Annotated in this window: 16 protein-coding genes and 1 pseudogene; 2 read left to right on the forward strand and 15 right to left on the reverse strand. The window is 67.1% G+C overall.

Annotated features, from left to right (window positions below; all coding sequences use genetic code 11):
* From C566_RS0118910 to C566_RS0118975, 14 genes and pseudogenes are all read right to left on the reverse strand, one after another.
* Positions 1-584, reverse strand: a pseudogene (locus tag C566_RS0118910) (bifunctional D-altronate/D-mannonate dehydratase); the annotation flags it as partial.
* Between the two features lie 32 nt (positions 585-616).
* The gene (gene uidB, locus C566_RS0118915; RefSeq protein WP_018775927.1) at positions 617-2,041 is read right to left on the reverse strand and encodes a glucuronide transporter; all 1,425 of its coding nucleotides are present in this window, start codon (positions 2,039-2,041) and stop codon (positions 617-619) included.
* Positions 2,042-2,099: 58 nt separating this feature from the next.
* A complete protein-coding gene (gene uidA, locus C566_RS0118920; protein WP_018775928.1) occupies positions 2,100-3,911 on the reverse strand; it encodes a beta-glucuronidase in 1,812 nt (603 codons plus the stop codon).
* 208 nt (positions 3,912-4,119) lie between these two features.
* The gene (locus C566_RS0118925; RefSeq protein ID WP_018775929.1) at positions 4,120-5,553 is read right to left on the reverse strand and encodes a mannitol dehydrogenase family protein; all 1,434 of its coding nucleotides are present in this window, start codon (positions 5,551-5,553) and stop codon (positions 4,120-4,122) included.
* Positions 5,550-6,956, reverse strand: a complete 1,407-nt coding sequence (gene uxaC / locus C566_RS0118930) for a glucuronate isomerase (protein ID WP_018775930.1) — start codon at positions 6,954-6,956, stop codon at positions 5,550-5,552. Before uxaC ends, C566_RS0118925 begins: the two co-directional genes overlap by 4 nt.
* Before the next feature lie 83 nt (positions 6,957-7,039).
* Entirely contained in the window at positions 7,040-8,116 is a 1,077-nt protein-coding gene (locus tag C566_RS0118935; protein WP_018775931.1) for a LacI family DNA-binding transcriptional regulator, read from the reverse strand.
* A gap of 94 nt (positions 8,117-8,210) precedes the next feature.
* A complete protein-coding gene (locus C566_RS0118940; RefSeq protein WP_018775932.1) occupies positions 8,211-9,377 on the reverse strand; it encodes a Gfo/Idh/MocA family protein in 1,167 nt (388 codons plus the stop codon).
* 25 nt (positions 9,378-9,402) lie between these two features.
* The gene (locus C566_RS0118945) at positions 9,403-10,263 is read right to left on the reverse strand and encodes a sugar phosphate isomerase/epimerase family protein (protein ID WP_231386440.1); all 861 of its coding nucleotides are present in this window, start codon (positions 10,261-10,263) and stop codon (positions 9,403-9,405) included.
* A 111-nt stretch (positions 10,264-10,374) separates the two neighbouring features.
* A complete protein-coding gene (locus C566_RS0118950; RefSeq protein ID WP_018775934.1) occupies positions 10,375-11,250 on the reverse strand; it encodes an ATP-binding cassette domain-containing protein in 876 nt (291 codons plus the stop codon).
* Positions 11,247-13,124: a dipeptide/oligopeptide/nickel ABC transporter permease/ATP-binding protein gene (locus C566_RS0118955; protein WP_018775935.1), complete on the reverse strand. Its 1,878-nt coding sequence runs from the start codon at positions 13,122-13,124 to the stop codon at positions 11,247-11,249. Before C566_RS0118955 ends, C566_RS0118950 begins: the two co-directional genes overlap by 4 nt.
* Positions 13,121-14,062: an ABC transporter permease gene (locus C566_RS0118960; RefSeq protein WP_018775936.1), complete on the reverse strand. Its 942-nt coding sequence runs from the start codon at positions 14,060-14,062 to the stop codon at positions 13,121-13,123. The genes C566_RS0118955 and C566_RS0118960 overlap by 4 nt, the downstream gene beginning before the upstream one ends.
* A 6-nt stretch (positions 14,063-14,068) precedes the next feature.
* Positions 14,069-15,595: an ABC transporter substrate-binding protein gene (locus tag C566_RS0118965; protein WP_018775937.1), complete on the reverse strand. Its 1,527-nt coding sequence runs from the start codon at positions 15,593-15,595 to the stop codon at positions 14,069-14,071.
* Between the two features lie 315 nt (positions 15,596-15,910).
* Positions 15,911-16,918, reverse strand: coding sequence for a Gfo/Idh/MocA family protein (locus C566_RS0118970; RefSeq protein ID WP_018775938.1), 1,008 nt, complete (start codon positions 16,916-16,918; stop codon positions 15,911-15,913).
* 38 nt (positions 16,919-16,956) lie between these two features.
* On the reverse strand, positions 16,957-17,805 hold the full coding sequence (locus tag C566_RS0118975; protein ID WP_026266855.1) for a sugar phosphate isomerase/epimerase family protein: 849 nt from the start codon (positions 17,803-17,805) through the stop codon (positions 16,957-16,959).
* A gap of 207 nt (positions 17,806-18,012) precedes the next feature.
* Here C566_RS0118975 and C566_RS0118980 point away from each other — a divergent pair, with 207 nt between their 5' ends.
* Positions 18,013-19,038, forward strand: a complete 1,026-nt coding sequence (locus tag C566_RS0118980) for a LacI family DNA-binding transcriptional regulator (RefSeq protein WP_155846949.1) — start codon at positions 18,013-18,015, stop codon at positions 19,036-19,038.
* A 113-nt stretch (positions 19,039-19,151) separates the two neighbouring features.
* Positions 19,152-19,973, forward strand: coding sequence for an ammonia-dependent NAD(+) synthetase (gene nadE, locus C566_RS0118985; RefSeq protein ID WP_018775941.1), 822 nt, complete (start codon positions 19,152-19,154; stop codon positions 19,971-19,973).
* Between the two features lie 148 nt (positions 19,974-20,121).
* On the opposite strand, the gene C566_RS0118990 is transcribed toward nadE, so the two are convergent.
* A complete protein-coding gene (locus C566_RS0118990; RefSeq protein WP_018775942.1) occupies positions 20,122-21,027 on the reverse strand; it encodes an NADP-dependent oxidoreductase in 906 nt (301 codons plus the stop codon).
* Positions 21,028-21,231: the final 204 nt, after the last annotated feature.

The following is a 21,231-nucleotide window of genomic DNA, read 5'->3' on the forward strand; positions in this document are numbered from 1 at the left end:
CGGAGGTAGGCGCGGGTGTCCCAGTCCTCTTCCTGCGGGAACGCGCCGCGCCCGGCCGGTTCGTAGTCGTACCGCTCCCCGGAGGCCTGGGCCTGGGCCGCGACGCCGTAGACGGCCTTGATCCCGGGGACCGCGGTCTGGATCCGGATCGACTTGTACCCGAGCTCCAGGTGTTCGCGGACCGAGTCGAAGAGCGAGGGCAGGTCCGCGCCGGAGGCGTGCCCGTAGGCGCGCAGCCCGTTCCGGGACGCCCCGCCCAGGAGCTGGTAGACCGGCATCCCGGCGAGCTTGCCCTTGATGTCCCACAACGCCATGTCCACCGCGGCGATCGCGGCCATCGTGACCGGCCCGCGGCGCCAGTACGAGGACCGGTACAGGAACTGCCAGGTGTCCTCGATCCGGTGCGGGTCCTTGCCGATCAGCAGCTGCGCGACGTGCTCCTTCAAATACGCGGCCACGGCCAGCTCGCGCCCGTTCAGGGTCGCGTCCCCGATCCCGGTCACCCCGTCCTCGGTGGTGATCCGCAGGGTCACGAAGTTCCGGGAGGGGCTGGTGACGAACACTTCAGCGGCAATGATTTTCACAACAGGTCCTTATCTGCTCTAACGGGGATGTCTTAATTGCCCGGCGCCAGCGGCGCGGCATCGGCCGTGACGGCGGGGGCGGCGCCGTCGGAATCGGAGGGCCGGTCGCCGGCCGACGATCCTTCGCCGTCGGTGCGGCGGGCCTGGATCTCGGTGAGGATCCGGGCGTGCATGGTGTCGGTGAGCGTGTACTTGGCCATGACGATCACGGCCAGGATGGTCATGGCCGCCGGCAGGGCGCCGGCGGCGAGCTGGATGCCGAAGACGGCGTCGGGCGTCTGGACGGCGCCGGACTTGTAGCCGCCCAGGGCCAGGGCGTAGGCCGCGAGCGCGCCGCCGACTGCCTGGCCGGTCTTGCGGGTGAAGGAGAACAGCGCGTACGTGATGCCCTCGGTGCGGACGCCGGTCTTCCATTCGCCGTATTCGACCGTGTCGGCTTCGAGGGCCCACACCACGATGTTGACCGCGAGGACGCCCACGAGGCTGACCACCAGGCCGGTGAAACCGATCCAGACCTGGCTGGCCGGGGTGAAGAAGACGACGGTGCCGCCAATCACCGTGAGCAGCGACGAGAGGATGTAGACCCGCTTCTTGCCGAGGTTCCGGACCAGCTTGGGCATGAAGGCGGCCAGCACGAAGGTGAGGACGAGCTGGATGATGGACAGCACCGGGTACAGGTCCAGCCGGCCCAGGACGTCGCGGAGGTAGTAGAGCTGGACCGAGGTGAGGGCCAGGTAGCCGGTCAGGAAGAAGAAGGAGCTCAGGCACAGCATCAGCAGCGGCCGGTTGCCCTTGAGGGTGTCCATGCTCTGCTTGAACGTGACGTTGGGGACGGCGCGGTGGACCCGCTCCTTGGCGGTCAGGACGGTGAAGAAGTACAGGGCCGCACCGATGACGACGAACGCCAGGGTGATGGTGGTGAAGGTGGCCTGCAGGTCGGCGCCGGGCTTGATCAGCGGGGCCACGAAGATGCCCAGGGCGGAGCCGACCAGCAGCGCGCCGATCATCCGGGCGGAGCCGAGCTTGGCGCGTTCCGCCGGGTCCTGGGTCATGGCGCCGGCGAGGGAGCCGTAGGGGATGTTGACCAGGCTGTAGGCCAGGCCCAGGGCGGCGTACGTGACGTAGGCGTAGAGCAGGGTGCCGGATTCGCCGAGCTCAGGAATGGAGAAGGTGGCCACACTCAGCAGCAGCAGCGGGATGGAGCCGAACATGATGAACGGACGGAACTTGCCGAACCGCTTGCTGTAGGTCCGGTCCACCACGCGGCCGGCGAAGACGTCCGCGAAGGCATCGAAGATCCGCACCACCAGCAGCAGGGTGCCGGCGGCCGCGGCGGAGATCCCGGCCACATCCGTGTAGTACACGAGCAGGAACATGGTGGCGGTGGTGAAGGCCAGATTGTTTGCGGCGTCGCCGGCGCCATAGCCGACGATGCTGAGCTTGTTCAGCTTTTTCATGATTGGGCTCCTTTACCCGTTGCCGGACCTGGGTCCGGCGAAAAATGTGCGGTAAGGCCTACGCCTTGGAGGTGCTGTTCTTGGTGCCGGCCAGTGCCGTCCACCGTTGGCGCAGGGCATAGGCGGCGGGTTTGGGCCGCCTGTCCCGGGTGAAGACGCCCTTCTTGTTGCCGTCCACGCGCATGATGCCGTTGGAGGTCTGGAAGTCCGCGAAGTTCCAGACCTGTTCACCGGCCATGGCGTCCACCCGGTCGAAGACCCGGTGGTACATGGCCAGGAACGCTGCCTGGTATTCCTCGCTCCAGGGCTGTTCATAGATGGAGTGGAAGCCGGGCATGGTGTCCGGTCCGTACTCGGTCATGATCATGGGCTTGCCGTACTTGGCTTCCCACTCGCGCAGCTCCTTCTCGAGGTGCTGTTCGGCGGTTTCGAGGTCGCCGTTGTCGACGTACCAGCCGTAGTAGCGGTTGAGCATGATCACGTCGAACAGGTCCCCGAGCAGTTCCTTGTCCGGGGTGTCGAACAGGACGTTGACGTAGCCGACGGGCCGGGTGGGGTCCAGGCTGCGGGTCAGCTCCACGAGGGGTGCGAAGTACTCGCGGGCGCCCTCCTCGGAACCGTTCGGTTCGTTGGCGATCGACCAGATCACGACCGAGGGGTGGTTCTTGTCGCGGGCGACGAGTTCGGTAATCGCCTGCCGGTGGTTGGCGGCGGTGTTGGCGTCCACGCCGCCCTCGACGTAGGTCTTCTTGGCGATGCCGCCGAAGACGGCGCCGAAGCCCAGGTGCAGCCCGACGGCGGCGGTTTCGTCAATCACCACAATGCCGTGCCGGTCCGCGAACTCCATGACTTCCTCGGCGTAGGGATAGTGCGAGGTCCGGAACGAGTTGGCGCCCACCCAGTCCAGGAGCTGGAAGTCGTTGACCATCTGGGCGTTGCTGTGGCCCTTGCCGATGGCCACGTGGTCCTCGTGCATGCCGAAGCCGGTGAAGTAGAACGGTTCGCCGTTGATGAGGAATTCCTTGCCGCTGACTTCCACGGTGCGGACGCCGACCGGCAGGGTGTAGCTGTCCAACAGCCGGCCGCCGTCGCGGATCTGCGCGGTGAGGCTGTACAGGTAGGCGGCGCCGGGCTTCCAGAGCACGACGTCGGCGACCGCCAGCGTGCCGCGGGCACCGTCGGCGCGGGCGACCTCGACGCCGTCGGCGTCGCGGAGGGAAACGGTGACCGTTTCGCTGCCGGTCCCGCCGGCGGTGGCAATCGTATAGTCGACGCTGCCGGTGGTTCCCTCGAAGCCGGTGACGACGGTGATGTCATCGACCGTGACCGCGGGGGTGCTGAACAGCCAGAGGCTGCGGTGCAGGCCGGCGTAGTTGTAGAAATCGTGGAGGTAGCTCTGCTGGCGGCGGCCGTCCCCGGTGACGGTGATGGTGCCGGGCGGGATGGTGGCCTGCGTGAGCTCGTTGTTGACCGAGACCGTCAGGCGGAAGACCTGCCCCGGTGTCACGTGGTCCGTGATGTCCGCGCTGAAAGGCATGTAGCCGCCGGTGTGCTGGGCCACCAGGGTGTCATCCACCCACACCATGCCCTCGTGGGTGGCCGAGTCGAGGCGGACGTGGATCCGCTCCCCTGCCCAGCCGCGCGGGACCCGGACATCGCGCTGGTACCAGACGTAGCCCACGTGGTCCCGGACGGCCTTGTCGGGGAAGACATCGTTGTAGCTGGCCGGGACGCCCATTTCCAGCCCGGTTTCCAGGGGCGCCTTGAACCATTCGTCCCGGTGGCCGGAGCGGTCAAAGTCGACCTTGAAGCGGTACAGGCCGTCGAGATTGACGATCTCGCGGGTTTCGCTGGCCTGGGGCTTGAGCATTGGAAGGTCCTATCGCGTCTTTGCGGGCAGTGCCGGGGAGTATTTATTGGGGTCCGGCCGCGGGGCCGGTTTGTGCTCTTGCTGTAATCCTAATCACTTGGCAATCATTTGGCAAGCGGTTGCCATAATTCTTGTGAAAGTTCATCGAAACACTGCTGCCCGGCTCCCCATGGTCGGGGGCCGGGCAGCAGTCCTTGCACGCAGGGCGTTACGGGGAGACAGCCTGCTCCCCGAACGTTCCGCGCAAGCCTTCGATGAGGTCCACGGCGGAACTGTCTCCGGCCAGGGCAGGATCCACCAGGGCCAGCAAGGCACGGGTCCGCTCGGCGCCCGCGAGCCGGTTGGCTGCGGCCACCTCGTCGGCCAGCGGATCCTGGAACGCGGCGGAGGCGGCGCTGTAGTCCATCCAGGCGGCAATCATGAGCGCGGCCGCCGCGCCGGGCCTGCCCGCGGCACGCTCGGCCCGCAGCACCGGAATGGCGCGCATCCGCAGCTTCGTGCTGCCGTCCATCGCGATCTGTGCGAGGTGGTGGGCAATCCGGGCGTTGCCGAATCGCTCCAGCAGGGCGGCGCGGTAGGCCGGGATCTGCAGGTCCGCGGCATTTCCCTCCGGTCCGGACAGGTTTGCCTCCGCCTCGTCCCAGAACTTTTCGACGGCCCGCAGGCACAGCGGGTCCGCCAGGGCCTGGGCCACGGTGGTGTGGCCGCGCAGCTGCCCGGCGTAGGCCAGCAGGGAGTGTGCGCCGTTCAGGAGCCAGAGTTTACGGTTCTCGTACGGCTCGATCTCGGCGACGAACACGGCACCGGCGTCTTCCCAACGCGGCCGCCCGGCGGGGAACTCCCCGCTGAGCACCCAGTTGGAGAAGGGCTCGGCCACCACGGGCGAATTGTCGCGGTAGCCGCACGCGGCCTGGACGGCGGCGATGTCCGCGGCCGTGGTGCGGGGAGTGATGCGGTCCACCGAGGTGCTGACGAAGCTGACGTTGGCGTCGATCCATCCGGCCAGGCCCGCGTCCCATGCCCCGGCCATGCCTGCCACGGCGTTGTGCGCGACGGTGCCGTTGTTGGAAAGGTTGTCGCAGCAGACGACGGCGAGCGGTCCCGACCCGGCAGCCCGGCGGGCTGCGAGGGCCAGCACCAGCCGGCCCAGCGGCGTCGCCGGGCTTCCGCTGCCGGACGTCAGCAGCGCCAGGTCGGCGGCGACGTCGGGCGCGGTGCGGTCAAGCTGCCCGTCGACGCGGAGCCGGTAGGCCGCTTCGGTGATGGTCAGGGTGATCACCGCGGTGGCCGGCGCGGCGACCAGCTCCGCGAGCCGCCGCACATCCGCCCCGTCCACGGCTTCGACGATGCTGCTGACAACGGTGAAGGAGTCGCCGCCGTCGGCCCGGTTCACGATCGTGTAGAGCCCGTCCTGTTCGGCCAGCGCCAGGGCGGCGTCGGGGCGGCGGCCGGTGAAGGCCGCGATGCCCCAGTCCGCGGCGTCGGACGCCTGGTGGGTGTACCACCCCTGGTGCGAGCGGTGGAAGGCGCCCAGGCCCAGGTGGATGATCCGCACGGGTGCCTTGGCGCCGGGGCGCAGGCGGCGGCTCAGTTGGGGAAGTTCCACGCCGGCCGGGGCCCCGGTGTGCTGTTCGACGCTCACAGTTTGAACACCCGTCGGGGTGAGCCGTCCACGATGTCGACGATCAGTTCATGGGCGCGGTCCTCGCTGACGCGGTGTTCCGCGACCAGCCGCGCCAGGAAGGAGGCCTCGATCCGGCGGGAGGCGTCGTGGCGCGCGGGGATGGAGCAGAAGGCGCGGGTGTCATCGATGAAGCCGGACGAGCGGGAGAATCCTGCGGTTTCGGTCACGGCCGAGCGGAAGCGCAGCATGGCGTCGGGTGCGTCCAGGAACCACCACGGGGCGCCGAGGTAGACGGAGGGGTAGAAGCCTGCCAACGGCGCGAGTTCGCGGGAGAACACGGTCTCATCGAGGGTGAAGAGCACCAGGTGGAAGTCCTTGGCGGTGCCGAAGTCCTGCAGCAGCGGACGGATCGCCTCGGTGTAGTTGACGGCGAACGGGATGTCGTGGCCGGTGTCGGCGCCGAAGGCGTTGAACGTGGGTTCGTGGTGGTTGCGGTAGGACCCCGGGTGGATGGTCATGACCAGGCCGTCCTCCACGGACATCCGGGCCATCTGGTACATCATGTGGGCTTCGAAGCCGTCGCGGTCGGCCGCCGTGGCCTGGCCCGAGCGGGCGCGGTCGAACAGCCTGGCCGCGTCGCCGGCGTCGAGCTTGAGCGTTGCCGGGGTCCGGACGCCGTGGTCGGCCGAGACTGCGCCATGGTCCACGAAGTAGCGACGCCGGTTTTCCAGTGCGGTGATGTAGCCGGCATAGCCGGTGGCGCCGTCGCCCGCTGCCGCGACGAGCCGGTCCACGTTCGCGGACCATGTGGGGTGCGCGATGTTGAGGTAGGCGTCGGGGCGGAAGGTGGGCAGGACGCGGCCGTGGAACGTGGGGTCCTCGGCGATCGCCGCGTGGCTGGCGAGGCTGTCCAGGGGGTCGTCCGTGGTGGCCAGCACCTCGATGTTGAAGTCCTTGAAGAGCTGGCGGGGACGGAATCCGGGCTCCAGCAGCTTGGCGGAGATCGCATCGAAGCTGGCATCGGCGGTCTCGGCGCTAATCTCCTGCCGGAGGCCGAAGACGCTGCTGAACTGGGTGCGGAGCCAGTAGCCGGAGGCCGTGCCTTCGAACAGCGGCCAGGCCTTGCAGAACTCGCGCCAGACCGTGCGGGAGTCCGGCTCCGCCGCTGCCGAGCCCCGCAGCCGGTCCAGCGGGACGCCGCTGGCGTGGATCAGCCGGGTGACGTAGTGGTCCGGGCTGACCAGCAGCGCTGCCGGGTCCGGGAAGGGGCTGTTGTGCTCGATGACCGCGGCGTCAACGTGCCCGTGCGGGGAAATGATGGGGAGGTCCTGGACGCGCTGCAGGAGGTCGCGCGCAATGCTGCGCGTTCCGGGATCCGCGGGCAGGAGCCGGTCTGGGTTGGCGGCAATCGACTGTGACATAGATCAATGGTCCGGCTTGCCTCCGGCATTTGTCAACCGGTTGCCAAAAATTGCCACCAGGTTGCGAGTGGCCCCAGGCGCGGCTAGCCCGCGGGCAGCAGCCGCCCGCTCGAGCCGCGCAGCACCAGCTCCGTCTCGACGCGCAGGGTGGGGGCAGGTTCCCCCGCGCTGCGCGGGAGATCATCGTGCAGCAGATCCAGGAGCAGCGTGGCGGCGCCCGAGCCGCACTCCCCCAGCGGCGAGCGCACGGTGGTGAGCGGAGGCGTGGTGAAATCCGCCCCGAAGATGTCGTCGAAGCCCACGATGCTGATCTGGTCCGGGACTACCATGCCGGCGGCCTGGAGTTCCTGCATGAGCCCGATGGCCAGGAGGTCGTTGTAGGTCAGTACGGCCGTGGCCCCGCTGGCCCGGACGTCGCGCGCCACCTGGCGGCCGCCGTCGACGGTGGGTTTGGCGGATTCCAGCCGCACGGCCTCGAGCCGGGACCATTCGCAGGCCGCCTGCACGCCTTCCCAGCGGCGCGCGGACATCCAGGACTGCGGCGGCCCGGCAACAAAGGCAACCTTGTGGTGCCCGTTGGCGGCCAGGCTGCGGACGGCCTCGCTGATGCCCTTGTTGACGTCGGGAACCACGCACGGCACGCCGTCGACCTCGCGGTTGATGACCACCACCGGCTTGTCCCGGGCGATGGCGCGGATGTCGTCGTCGTCCATGCGGGGGCTGGCCAGGATGAGTCCGTCCACGGTGGCCATCATCCGTCGTGCTGCCGTCAGTTCGGTGACGCCGGACTCGGCCGACTCGGCCAGCACCAGGGTGTAGTCCCGCAGGGTGGCCGTCGTTTCCGCCCCGCGGATGATGTCGAAAAACGTGGGGTTGGTGATGTCCGCGACGATCAGGCCGAAGGTGTTGGTGCGGCCGGTGGGCAGCGCGCGGGCGAACGGATTGACCTGGTAGTTCAGCTCGGCTGCGGCGTCCTCGATGAGTTTCTGCGTCTTGGCGCTGACCCGGCCGGGCTTGCTGAGCGCCCGTGAGACGGTGGAGGGATTGACGCCGGCAACCTTGGCAATGTCGTAGATGGTGGCGTGGGACTTTCCGGACCGGGAATGCTTCTTGGCCGGCTCTGTTGTTGCGGCAGCGTCCGGCATCTTGGGTTCAGTCACCGCCCCATCCTAACGAGGAAACAACCCAACCAGCTCGCAGCAGGGGCCGTTTTGAGCGCTCAAAACGGCCCCTGCCGCGACTGGGTCGGGTGGGCTAGGAGCGCTCGGGGAACTTGCCTTCCTCCGCGATGCGCTTGTTCAGCTCGGCGAGGAACTCGTCCTCGTCGAAGTCCAGCGCCACCTCCGTGCCGGTCCAGCTGGAGAGGTGGATGGCGTTGGCCAGGCGGACACCCTTGATGCCGTCCGATCCCGGGGCCAGCAGCGGCGTCCCGTCCAGGATGTTGGCGGCGAAGTTCGCCAGGACGCCGGAGTGCTGCGCGCCCCAGGCGGACTCGAACTCGATGACCTCGGTGGTGTAGTACTCCCCGGGGTTCAGCTCGCCCATGAAGAGCTTGCGGACATCGTCCATGCCCATGCCGTCGCTGAGTTCACGCTCGGGCTTCTTCAGCCGGGTCACGGTGGCGGTCTTGCTGTTCTCCACCACGATCTTGCCCTTCTCGCCCAGGATCTCGAAGCGGTCGGTACCCACGAGGTCGTGCGTCGCGGTGACGAAGACGCCGGTGGCGCCGCTGCCGTAGTCCACGACGGCCGTGACTTCGTCCTCCACGGCGATGTCGCGGCGGAAGCCGTAGGCAACCTTGGCGTACACGGACTTCGGCACGCCGCAGATCCACTGCCACAGGTCCAGCTGGTGCGGTGCCTGGTTGACCAGGACGCCGCCGCCCTCGCCGCCCCAGGTGGCGCGCCATTCGCTGGAGTTGTAATAGCCCTGCGGGCGCCACCAGTTGGTGATGATCCAGTTGGTGCGGCGGATGCCGCCGATCTCGCCGCCGTCGACGATCTCTTTCAGCTTCTGGTACAGCGGGTTGTTGCGCTGGTTGAACATGATGGCGAAGGACAGCTCGGGCTTGCTAGCGGCAAATTCGTTGAGCTCCCTGACCTGCTTGGTGTACACGCCGGCCGGCTTCTCCACGAGGGCGTGGATGTTGCGCTTGAGGGTCTCGATCCCCATTTCCGGGTGCAGGAAGTGCGGCACGCACGTCACGACCGCGTCGACGTCGCCGCTTTCCAGCATGGCGATGTAGTCGTCGTAGAAGGGTGCGTCGGGGTACCTGGCGGCCGCCAGTTCCTTTTTCGCGGGGTCGGTGTCGCAAATGGCACCGATCACCATGTTCGGGACCAGGCCGTCGGTGATGAACTGGGCGTAGGCGCCGCCCTGCTGGCCCAGGCCGATGATGCCGAGGCGTACTTTCTTGCTCATGAGTGAATTCTCCATAGTCAGGGGGTTAGAAAAGGTCGGCGTGGCCGAGCGCCACCAGGTTGTCGTAGGAGGTCTGCAGCGCGTCCCACACGGTGCGCCCGTAGAGCTCGTCCTGCTCCACCAGCAGGTACTCGGCACCGGCGGCCTGGGCGGCCGGAATGATGGAGGCGAAGTCCAGGTTGCCTTCGCCCACTTCGGCGAACTGGACCACGTCCTTGAACTCGGCCATGAAGCCCTTGATGTCCCCGGTTTCCAGGAGCCCGAAGGCGCGTTCGGGGAGCTGGCCGATCCGGTAGTCCTTCAGGTGGACCATGGCCGTGCGGCCGGCGTACTTCTGCAGCGTCCGGACGGGGTCCAGGCCGCCGCGCTGCACCCAGTGCACGTCGATTTCCAGGCCCATGGCCGGGGAGTTCGCGGCGATGATGTCCAGCATGTAGGTGCCGTCGAACTTCGCGAACTCGATGTGGTGGTTGTGGTAGTACAGGCTCAGGCCCTGTTCCTGCAGGCGCTCCGCGTACTCGTTGGCCTGCTTGGCGAAATCAACGACTGCCGCGATCGACTTCATGGCCGGGAACGGCAGCATGCCGATCCGCAGGAGGTTGGAGTCCAGGCGCTTGGCCTCCTCCACGATCTTGTCGAAGTGTTCCGCCAGCGAATCTCCGGGACGGCCCTTGGGGGTCTCCAGCGCGACGGAGAGTGCCGCGATGTCCATGCCCAGTTCACTCCGGGATCGGTCCAGCTCGGCGACGTTCTCCGTGGTCATCGGGATCTGGGAGATTTCGACGGCGTTGTATCCGATCGCGCTCACCTTGCGGAGCGTCTCGAACGCCCCCACTTCGGCGAAGCTGTCTCTCAGCATCATCGCTTGTACGCCAATCTTGGCCACTGTATTCCTCCGTGGTGTTCCGGACCCTTAGGGCCCTCTTTGCCGGTTAGGTGCTGCCGCCAGGGCGCCGGCCGTTGTAGCCGGCCGTTCTATCTGACGGCGAGGGTTTCCTCAGGCGAGGGCACCCGCTTGTTCGTGCTGCATCCGCTGCGTTTCGAGCAGGCGGTGCCGGTCTGCGCGGCGCTGTTCCTGCCGGTCCGGGTCCGGGACCGGGGAGGCGAGCAGCAGCCGCTGGGTGTAGGGGTGGTCGGGGTCGGTGGTGACGACGCCGGCCGGGCCTTGTTCGACAATCTCCCCGTGGTACATCACGGCGACGCGATGGCTGATGTGCCGGACGACGTCGAGGTCGTGGGAGACGAAGAGGTAGGACACACCGGTGTCCTTCTGGATCTGCAGGAACAGGTCCAGCACCCGGGCCTGGGTGGAGAGGTCCAGGGCACTGACCGGCTCGTCACAGACGATCAGCTTGGGCGAGAGGGCCAGGGCGCGGGCGATCGCCACGCGCTGGCGCTGTCCGCCGCTGAATTCGCGCGGCAGCCGGTGGATGGCGTCGGCGGGCAGGCCCACCTGGTCCAGCAGTTCCTTGACACGCTTCTTGGCCGCCGCTGGCTCCATGCCCTGCACGCCCAGAGGTTCGGCGAGGATGTCGCCGATCTCCAGGGCGGGGTTCAGCGAGGTGTAGGGATCCTGGAACACCACCTGCAGGTCCCGGCTCAAGACCCGCCGGTCCCTGCGGGTGGCGTGGCTGATGTCCTTGCCGTCGAAGCTGATCTTCCCGCCGGTCACCGGGGCCAGCCCCAGGATGGCGCGGCCCAGGGTGGTTTTGCCGGAACCGGATTCCCCCACCAGGCCGAGGGTTTCGCCGCGGCCGATGCTGATGTTGATGTCCGTCAGGGCGCGGAAGGGTTTGGCACGGAACTTCTTGCTGGGGTACTCGACCACCAGCTGGTCCACTGTGAGCAGCGGAGCGCTTTCGGTGGGGCTCATGCGACTGGCTCCTTCTGGCCGGTGGAAACGAGCATGGACATGGGTTCCTTGCCTTCAAGCATCGATGCAAGGAGTGTTTGCGTGTAGGGTTCCTGCGGATTGCGCAGGATGTCGCGGACGGATCCTTCCTCTACGAGCCGGCCGTTCTGCATGACAGCCACACGGTCGCAGAGGTCCGCCACCACCCCGAAGTTGTGGGTGACCAGGATGACGCCGATGTTCAGGCGCTGCTGGAGTTCGCGCAGCAGGTCCAGCACGTCCGCCTGCACCGTGACATCCAGGGCCGTGGTGGGCTCATCGGCGATCACCAGGTCCGGTTCGCAGCTGATGGCGCCGGCGATCAGGACGCGCTGGGCCATGCCGCCGGAGACTTCGTGCGGGTAGGCGTTGAAGGTCCGTTCCGGGCTGACGATTCCGACGTCGGTGAGCAGCTTCAGCGCCCGCTTCCTGGCCTCGGCCTTGGAGATCCCGAGGACGCGCACCATGGGAGTCACCAGCTGGTTGCCGATGGTGAAGGCCGGGTCCAGGTTGCTCATGGGCTCCTGCGGGATGTAGGAAATCCGTCTGCCGCGGAGTTTGGACAGGCGCTCCTGGCTGACATGTTCCTCGCCCGGGGCCACGGTGTAGCTGCCGTCGAACTGGATGGAGCCGGCCACGATGCGGGCATTGTCCGGCAGCAGCCCCAGGATGGAGAAGGCGGTCTGGGACTTGCCCGAACCGGATTCGCCCACGATGCCCAGGATCTCGCCGCGGTCCACGTGGAAGGAGACGTCGTCGACGACCTTCTTGATGGAGCCATCCGCCTGCGGATAGCCGACGCCCAGATTGGTCACCTTGACCAGGTGGTGTTCGGTTCCGGGGTCGACGGCGGCCACGGACTTTCGCGACGGCCGGGCGGCCGGCGCCGCCGCCCGGCCTGCAACCGGGACCGTGACCGGCGCCTTGGTGCGGCGGGGCTTGATCTTTTCACCGTCCTCGAGGGCATCGCGGATGGCGTTGCCCAGCAGGACCAGGCCGCCGATGGTCAGCGCCATGGCCAGTGCCGGCCAGAACAGCAACGTCGGGTTCAGGTAGACGTTCTTGAAGCCCTCCGAGAGCATGACGCCCCAGGTGGACTTGGTGGGGTCGCCCAGACCGAGGAATTCCAGGCCGGACTGGATGGCGATGGCCACGCCGGCGATCGCCGCGGTCTGGATGATGATGGGGGCGCGGACCACGGAGAAGATGTGGCGGGCGATGATACTCAGATCGGACAGTCCGGAGACCCGTGCGGCGTCGACATAGAGCTCGTTGCGCACCGACTGGACGGCCGTGCGGGTCAGCCGGAAGTAGGACGGGCTGATCAGGATGCCGAAGGCGATCATGGACATCCAGACCGAGGGGCCGAAGGCCGCCCGGATGGTCAGCAGCACGATCAGGCCCGGGAGGCTCATGAGGATGCCGACCACCCAGTTGGAGGCTGCCTCGAATTTGCCGGCGTAGTACCCGGCGATCAGGCCGGCCGGCAGGCCGATGGCAATGGCCACGCCCGCGCAGAGCAGGGCGGAAAGCAGCGTCAGCTGCGCGCCGTACAGCAGCCGGCTGAAGACGTCGCGCCCGGCGCTGTCCGTTCCGAGGATGTTCACGGAGTCCGGGGCGGCGAGGGTCTTGGCGATGTTGGCGTAGTTCTGGTCGAAGGGCGCCAAGACCGGGGCCAGTACCGCCAGGAGCGAGACCGCCAGCAGGATGGTCATGGCAACGATGCCCAGCGGGTTCTTGAACAGGCGCCGGATGACGGTGGACCGGACCACCGTGCCGCTTTGCCCGGCGGGAATCGCAGTGGCGGGCGCGGCGGCTGCCGCGGTTGCGGCGGCTTCTTCGGAAGAATTGTTCATGACACACGTACTTTCGGGTTGAGCCAGCCATTGAGAATGTCCACCAGCAGGTTCACCACAATGACCACGACCACCGTGTACATCACGACGCCCATCACCACGGGAAGATCCGACTGCCCGGTAGCGGCGACCGCCAGCGGACCCATGCCGGGAAGGGCGAAGATCTGCTCGATGATCACCACGCCGCCCAGCATGCCGATCAGCTGCAGGCTCAGCACGGTCAGGCCGGCCGGCGCGGCACTGCGCAGGACATGCTTGAACAGGATCTCGCGCTCGCCGATCCCGCGGCTGCGCAGGGTGCGGACGTAGTCCCGCTCGAGTTGTTTGATGACGGCGCTGCGGATCTGCTGCGCGCCCCCGGTGACGCCGTTGATCAGCAGGGCGATCACCGGAAGGGACATGGAATAGACCCACGCGTCGGCCCCGGAATCCGGTGAAATGGTGCTCGTGGCCGGGAAGAGGCCCAGCTGGATGGCCAGGATGGTGACCAGGATGACGCCGATCACGAACCCGGGAACGGAGTCGCCGACGATGGCGCCAACCTGGACCACCCTGTCCACCCAGCCGCGCTTGACCGCGGCGATGACACCAATGAGTGCCGCACAAATTGCGATCAGGATCATTGCGGCGAGAACCATGGTCATGGTCACCGGAATCCGGGTGGCCAGGGAGTTGGCCACCGGTTCCGAGGAGAACCAGGAAGCACCCAGGTTTCCGCTGAGGGCATCGGCCACCCAGGCAAAGTAGCGGGTCAGCAGGGGCTGGTCCAGCCCCAGCTCGTGTTCCTTCATCGCCACCTGCTCAGCGGTGGCCTGATCGCCCAGGATGTTCCGGGCGATGCTCCCGCTGGACATATACAGCAGGAAGAAGGTGAGCGCCGAGACAACAAGCAGCACCACCAGCCCGCTGCCCAGTCGTTTCGCAATGAACCTGATCATGGTGTCCTACTTGGCGGGTGAGTAGTTGTAGATGGACGGAACGGCCTGCTGGATCTGGGGCGTGACGTTGACCTTGGCGTTGTGGTAATACATCTGGTTGACGCGGAACAGCGGCGCGAACCAGGCCTGCTCCACCACGTACTTGTTCACTTCCTGGGCCAGCTTGCCCGCGTCGGCCCCGCCGGCGCGCACGGCCTCAATCTTGGCGTCCAGCTCCGGCGTCGCATTCTTGAACGGGTTGTAGAGCGCCTTGGTGGAGATGATCTGGTTGACCGCAACCGTCGGTTCACCCTGGAAGAGGGAGAAGTACATGGTGGTGTACTTCTGGGCGGCGACATCGGATGTGAAGGTGTTGGTCAGCGCGGCGCCCACCTTGAGGGTGATGCCGACGTCGGCCAGCTGCTGCTGGACAACGGAAATCTGGGTTTCGAAACCGGGGACGCTGGGGATTTCCAGGGTTACGCCTGTTTCATAGCCCGCTTCCTTGAGGAGCTGTTTGGCCTTGGCAGGATCGTAGCTGTAGTAGTTCTCCAGCTCTTCGGTCCAGGCCCCGCTGGCCTTACCGAACGGCTGGGACGTCGGCGTGCCCTGCCCCAGCATGACCTGGTCCAGGATGGTCTTGCGGTCAAAGGCGTAGTTGATGGCCTGGCGGACCTTGACGTTTTGCAGGGCCGGGTTCTTGGCACCGTCGCGGTCCAGGAGGAGCAGGCCCTGCCAGTCAACCTCGTTGGCGGCCAGCTTCATCTTGGCGCCCTCGGCCTGCTTGCCGTTCTTGGGGTCCAGGATCGTCGCATCCACCTGGCCGGAGACGAGGGCGTTGGTGCGGGCGGTGAGATCGGTCAGGATCTTGAAGGTGAGCTTCTGGAACTTCTGCAGGTCCTTGTTCCAGTAGTCCTTGCGCGCCGTGAACACCGTCTGGGAATCCTTGACGGACGCGGCCTTGTCCATCACGTACGGGCCGGAGCCGACCGGTTCGGTCTTGATGCCTTCGGTTCCCAGCGCCTTTGGGCTGCCCATCAGGCCGGCCGCCTGGCTGAGGAAGTATTCCAGGGCCGGGTCCGGGGTGCTGAGGTTGATGTCGATGGTGTCGGCGTCCACGACGGCCACGTCTTTGACCGCACTGAGCTGGGCCATCTGCGGCCCATTGGCTTTCTTGAAGTGGTCCATGTTGGCCTTGGCCGCCGCGGCGTCGAACGTGGCGCCGTCACTGAACGTGACATCAGAGCGCAGGTCCACCGTCAGCTTGGTGTTGGCTGCGTTGTACTTCCATGCCGTGGCCAGCATCGGGCTGAGCTTGCCGTCCGGCTCGCGCAGGATCAGGGTGTCGTAGACGGCCTGGTACGGCTGCAGGATGTGGCCCACGTGCGCCTGGGCCGGGTCCCAGGACCGGACGTCTTGGATGGTGCCCAGCGTCAGGGACGTGGCCGTGGAGCCTGCGGCCGCGCCGCCGGCTGCGGTGCCGCCACAGGCGGTGAGCGCGAGGGACGCGCTGAGGATGAGGGCAGCAGCTGCTGCCTTGGGACCGAACTTCATTGTTGGCTCCTTTTGGATCGCTTCTCGAGGTCCGTTACCCGGACGATGGCGGCGGCAATGTGGCCTGAGCCACACTGCCGCTTGTGGGTTCAGCGTACGTTGGGTTGCCACTTCTGGCAACCGATTGTCATTACCTTTTTGAATTATTGCGCCCGGGCCATGGCCGGGCAGCACGACGGCGCATGACGGCGCGCCCGAGGCGCGCACGCAGTGCGTGGGCACGACGTTCGCAAGCACTGCGTGCGCAGCGGAAAGCGGTACGGAGTCCGCGCGCTGCCGCAGGGGCAGTGCGCGCGGCCGCGGAGGCGGCTTCGGTTAGGACACTTTTTCCTCAGAGCCGGGGTAGGACTGCCGGTAGAGTTCCTTCACGATCCGCAGCGACTTCGCCCCTTCGGCGGCGTCAATCCAGAACGGGCCCGGTTGCGCCAGCCCGGCATAGAAATCTGCGATCAGCAGCCCATGCGAAACACCCCAGTAGGAGCGGCCGCCCGATCCGGCGGCGCGTTCACGCACCACCTCGCTGCGCCCGCCGTCGTAACTGACCGTCAGGTCCCCGCGCAGACTCAGTGTTGCCGTCTCGGTACTGATGTCCAGCGTGACGGGCGCGTTGCGGGTGTTGGCGAGGGTGGCGTAGAAGACGCTGCGCGCGCCGTTGCTGTGCAGCGCGGCGAACTCCGCCGTATCCTCCACCTCAATGGCCTCTGCCAGCGCATGGGTCGAGGCGCTGCCGGCGAGCGAAACGACGTCGCCCACCAGCCATTGCAGCAGGTCCACGGTGTGGATGGCCTGGTTCATCATCAGGCCTCCGCCGCCCTCGCCCCAGCTTCCGCGCCAGGGCCGGCTGAGATAGTAATCGGGTTGCCGGTGCCACATGACCGTGGCCGAGGCCCCCAGCACCTGGCCCAGATCGCCCGAGTCCAGCAGCCGGCGCATTTCCTGTACCGGGGCGTTGTAGCGGTTCTGGAAACACAGGCCAATTTTCGCCGTGCTTTCGGCAGCCGCGGCCAGCAGCCTTTCACCCTCAGTCAGGGTGTGCGCCAGGGGCTTTTCCAGCACCACGTTGACGCCGCGGCGCAGGCATTCGATCGCGATCGCCGCGTGTTCGTGATGCGGGGTGGTGATGTGCACGACGTCGGGAGCGGCCGCCTCGAGCATGTCGCGGTAGTCCTCGAAGCCGGGGACGCCGTGGGCTTCCTGTGCCGCGGCGCGGCGGCCCGGATCCGTGTCACAGACAGCCACCAATCCGGCGTCGTCCATCCCTGCAAGTGCTTCAAAGTGAACGACCGACACGTCGCCGCAGCCGATGATTGCCGCCTTTGGCATCCGGAGCTCCCTCTTTCCGTAGTGGTGGTGCGTTCCTGCTAGACGAGTTCGATCTGGTTTTTTGCGGCCAGCGCGGCGAAGGCACGGGCCGCGGCGCCGAAGGCCGCCGGGCCCGAGAAGCCGCCGAGTTCGTGGGCGCTGGCCAGATGGGGTTCCAGCGAGGCGAAGCCGGCGAAACCATCCGCCTTGAGGGCGGCGATGGTGGCGTCGAGTTCGCCGTCGCCCTCGCCGGAGGGGACCACTTCCCCGGTGGTGGCGAGCGCGTCCTTGACCTGGAAGTACTCGAGGTAGGGGCGCAGCAGGGCGTAGCCCTCGGTGTAGGGCTTGACGCCCACCTGGACGAAGTTGGCGTTGTCCCACGCGACGCGGAGCGCGGGCGAATTCACGGACTCCATGATGTCCAGCACGCGCTGCGGCGTATCGCCATAGATGCCCTTTTCGTTTTCATGCAGGAGCACGACGCCGGCTTCCGCGGCGAGTGCCGCAAGGGCGCCCATGCGGTCCAGGACGTCCTCGCGGATGTCTTCCGCGCTGCGTCCTTCGGCCCGGAAGAAGGAGAAGATCCGGACGTACTGTGTATCCAGCCCCTTGGCCACCGAGATGATCTGGCGGAGCCGTGCCAGCTCGTGCTCCACCGGCAGGCTCACGTCCACCTTGCCGATGGGGCTGGCCACGGCGGAGACCTTGAGGCCCTTTTCATCCAGGATGTCCTTGAGCCGGGCAACCTGCTCGGGCTCCAGCTCGGAGACGTTGGTGCCCCAGGCACTGCGAACCTCGATGTGGCTTGCGCCCAGCGCCAGGAGCACGGCGGCCTGAACTGCCGGGTCCGGATCTATTTCGTCGCCGAAGCCTGACAGCGACCAGACTGCGGGTGGTGTTTTGCTCACGCGGATCTCCTGGGTTTCGCGGCCGCCGCGGGCAGCTTCCGGCTCCGGCGCGGTGACGCAGTTCACAAACGGTGTAGGGCCCCAGTCTAACCAGCGCTCGCGTCCAATGACAACCGGTTGCCAACCTTTGACAATCTGTGGCATTCTTTGCTGACCGGTCCTGTGGCGGCAATCACAGCCCGGCCACCACGTTCAGAGAGGAGCGCCGTGGCGACGACGCAACCAGCAGCAGTGGACCGCCCGGCCACCATCCACGACATCGCCGCGCTCTGCGGCGTGGCGGCCTCCACGGTTTCCCGCGCCCTCTCCACACCGGACCGCGTCAACATCAGGACGCGGCAGCGGATCGAGGCGGCCGCGGCCCAGCTGCACTACACACCCAACAGCCAGGCGAAGGCGCTGAGCTCCGGGCGCACGGGCGCGGTAGGAGTCCTGGTTCCGGATATCACCAACCCGTACTACTTCGACCTCATCAGGGGCACCCAGCTCCAGCTCAAGGCGGCCGGGTACACCCAGTTGCTGGTGGACACGGAAGAATCCGACGAGGTGGAGGCCAGCACCGTGGAGCAGCTGCGCAAGAGCGCTGACGGCATCATCGTTGCCGCATCCCGGCTCAGCGACGAAGCCCTGCTGGACGCGGCGGCGAAGATGCCCATGGTCGCCATCAACCGTGACGTGCCCGGCGTTCCCGCGGTCCTGATCGACACCCCGTCCGGCACCAGCCAGGCGCTGGACCACCTGATCTCGCTGGGACACACCCGGGTGGCCTATGTCGCCGGCCCGACGACGTCGCAGTCCAGCGAGCGGCGGTGGACCGCATTGTCCGTGGCAGCCGAGGAGCGCGGCGTGGAGGTGCGCCGGCTCGGTCCGTTCGCCCCCAAGACACAATCCGGCGCTGCAGCCGCGGACGCCGCAGTCCACAGTGGAGTCACCGCCTGCCTCGCGTTCAACGACCTCATCGCCATCGGCATGCTCCAGCGCCTTCGCGAACGCGGCATCCGCGTCCCGCAGGACATGAGCATTGTGGGCTGCGACGACATCTTTGGCGCCGACTTCTGTAATCCGCCGCTGTCCACCATGGCCTCCCCGATCGAGCAGGCCGGCCGCGTGGCGGTGTCCATGCTGCTGGCCCAGCTGAACCCGCTCGCCGGCGGCGGCACCCGAAACCGGTCCGTGATGCCCACCCACCTCACGGTCCGCGGCTCCACCGGCCCGGTGCGGCAGGAGCGCTAGGCCAGGCGTCCACCAGCCGGCGCCGCTGGAGCGCGCGGCCGGAGCGCCGGCCGGAGCGACCGTCCGGCTGCAACAGTTGAGCGTGGTTGACAGTGCTGACTAGGCTGTGAGGCATGCGTGAACTCCAGGCGAAGATCATCGAGGAAATGGGCGTGCAGCCCCGGATCGACCCTGCCGGGGAGGTGCGCAAACGCGTGACGTTCCTGAAGGAATACTTGACGGCCACCCACAACAAGGGCTTCGTCCTGGGCATCTCGGGCGGCCTGGACTCCTCCCTGGCCGGGCGGCTGGCCCAGCTGGCAGTCGAGGAACTCGAGGCCGAGGGCACCGAGGCGAACTTCGTGGCCGTGCGGCTCCCCTACGGCGTCCAGCACGACGAGGACGACGCCCAGGCCGCCCTTGACTTCGTGCGCGCCAAGACCGAATGGACGTTTAACATCTCAGCAGCGGTGGACGGCTTCGAGGACGAGTTCGAGAAGACCGTGGGCACGGAGATCTCCGATTTCCACAAGGGCAACACCAAGGCCCGGACCAGGATGATTGCCCAGTACGCCCTAGCCGGCGAGCACAACTACCTGGTGATCGGCACGGATCACGGCGCCGAGTCCGTCACGGGATTCTTCACCAAGTTCGGCGACGGCGGCGCGGACATCCTGCCGCTGTTCGGCCTCAACAAGCGCCAGAACCGCGCGCTGCTGGCGGAACTCGGCGCGCCGGCCCGGATCTGGGAAAAGGTTCCGACGGCGGATCTGCTGGACGGCAAGCCGGGCCGCACCGACGAGGACGAACTCGGCCTGGGCTATGACCTGATCGATGACTACCTCGAGGGCCGCGACGTACCCGATGCCGCCGCCGAACGGATCGAGGCGATGTACCTGCGGACCCGCCACAAGCGCACGGTCCCGGTGACGATTTTCGACACCTGGTGGAAATAGCCTGATCCGAGAGCCCCGGGCCGGGGCTGCAGGCCGAAACGGGGCACTTTGAACAGTGGCCGGGCCCTTTTGACTTCAACGGCCGGCGTGTCCGTGTCAAAGTGCCCCACGACAGGCTTCTTTGTCTTCTGGCCCTGCTGGGTTCCAATTACGGGATCAGCACGAGTTTGCCCCGGACATGGCCTGCGCGGCTGATGCCCAGTGCCCGGGCCGCATCGGTGAGGGGAATCCGCTCCTGGATGCTGAAGCGGAGCTTTCCATCGGCCGACAGCCGGGCCGCCTCCGCTACCCGTCCGTCCAGCAGCCTGACCGGTGCAATGCCGGCGGCGTTGGCCTCCGTTCCAGGCACAGTAGTCACCGCGGCGCCGTGGCCGCCGAGCAACTGGACCGTCGCCGTCGTCGTCTCCTCCCCGCCAAAGGTGTCCACGACGGCGGTGATGGTGCCCAGTGAGCGGACGCGTTCCACGAGCCCTTCGACATAGGCCACAGGCTCGGCGCCGAGGCCGCGCAAATAGTCATGGTTCTGCTCTGAAGCGGTGCCGATGACCTGGGCGCCGAGGTGCCGCGCGATCTGGACTGCCGCCGAGCCGACCCCGCCCGCTGCGCCGTGGATGAGGACCGTGTCCCCCACGCCAATGCCAAGCTGAACCAGCGCCGAATACGCTGTGCCGCCAGCTATCGCGACGCACGCCGCCTGGTCAAAATCGATGCCCGCGGGCTTAGGCGTCAGCTGGTTGGCCGGAAGATTGGCCACGGCACGGTAGCCCCCGGAAATGCCATTCCAGATGACTTCGTCGCCTACCTCGTAGCCGGTCACGCCGGGGCCGACGGCGGTCACGATTCCTGCCGCCTCACAGCCGGGAACAGCAGGGAAGTCCAGGGGAAGGTGCCGCTCCAGGTAGCCGGCCACGACTTTCCAGTCCATCGGGTTGACGCCGACGGCGCGGATTCCCACCTGGACCTCGTTCTCCCCCGGAACCGGCGGTTCCTCTTCGCCAACGGTGACGACGTCCGGGCTGCCATAGTGATCGAAGGAGATCTTGATGTTTTTCATGAGGCTTTGCTCCTTCGGCTCGACCCGATGCGGCCTGTGCTGCCAGCTTCTGGCACCAGCGGCGGCTGCGCAAGAGTCTCCCGACAGGATGAACTGCCCGAGGTGGCCTGAGCCGAACCGGGGCACTTTGAGCCCTGGCTGGACCGTTTCGGCTTCAATTGCCGGCGTGTCCGCGTCAAAGTGCCCCACGATGGCCGGGCACCG

The organism is Arthrobacter sp. 131MFCol6.1 (assembly GCF_000374925.1).
GTDB lineage: Bacteria > Actinomycetota > Actinomycetes > Actinomycetales > Micrococcaceae > Arthrobacter.

What these genes read in the sequence shown, in the direction of transcription:
- C566_RS0118950 (WP_018775934.1), bottom strand. Translation starts at nt 11,250, where the DNA reads ATGAGCCCCACCGAAAGCGCTCCGCTGCTCACAGTGGACCAGCTGGTG.
- C566_RS0118990 (WP_018775942.1), bottom strand. Translation starts at nt 21,027, where the DNA reads ATGAAAAACATCAAGATCTCCTTCGATCACTATGGCAGCCCGGACGTC.
- nadE (WP_018775941.1), top strand. Translation starts at nt 19,152, where the DNA reads ATGCGTGAACTCCAGGCGAAGATCATCGAGGAAATGGGCGTGCAGCCC.
- C566_RS0118940 (WP_018775932.1), bottom strand. Translation starts at nt 9,377, where the DNA reads ATGAGCAAGAAAGTACGCCTCGGCATCATCGGCCTGGGCCAGCAGGGC.
- C566_RS0118970 (WP_018775938.1), bottom strand. Translation starts at nt 16,918, where the DNA reads ATGCCAAAGGCGGCAATCATCGGCTGCGGCGACGTGTCGGTCGTTCAC.
- uidB (WP_018775927.1), bottom strand. Translation starts at nt 2,041, where the DNA reads ATGAAAAAGCTGAACAAGCTCAGCATCGTCGGCTATGGCGCCGGCGAC.
- uxaC (WP_018775930.1), bottom strand. Translation starts at nt 6,956, where the DNA reads ATGTCACAGTCGATTGCCGCCAACCCAGACCGGCTCCTGCCCGCGGAT.
- C566_RS0118960 (WP_018775936.1), bottom strand. Translation starts at nt 14,062, where the DNA reads ATGATCAGGTTCATTGCGAAACGACTGGGCAGCGGGCTGGTGGTGCTG.
- uidA (WP_018775928.1), bottom strand. Translation starts at nt 3,911, where the DNA reads ATGCTCAAGCCCCAGGCCAGCGAAACCCGCGAGATCGTCAATCTCGAC.
- C566_RS0118955 (WP_018775935.1), bottom strand. Translation starts at nt 13,124, where the DNA reads ATGAACAATTCTTCCGAAGAAGCCGCCGCAACCGCGGCAGCCGCCGCG.
- C566_RS0118965 (WP_018775937.1), bottom strand. Translation starts at nt 15,595, where the DNA reads ATGAAGTTCGGTCCCAAGGCAGCAGCTGCTGCCCTCATCCTCAGCGCG.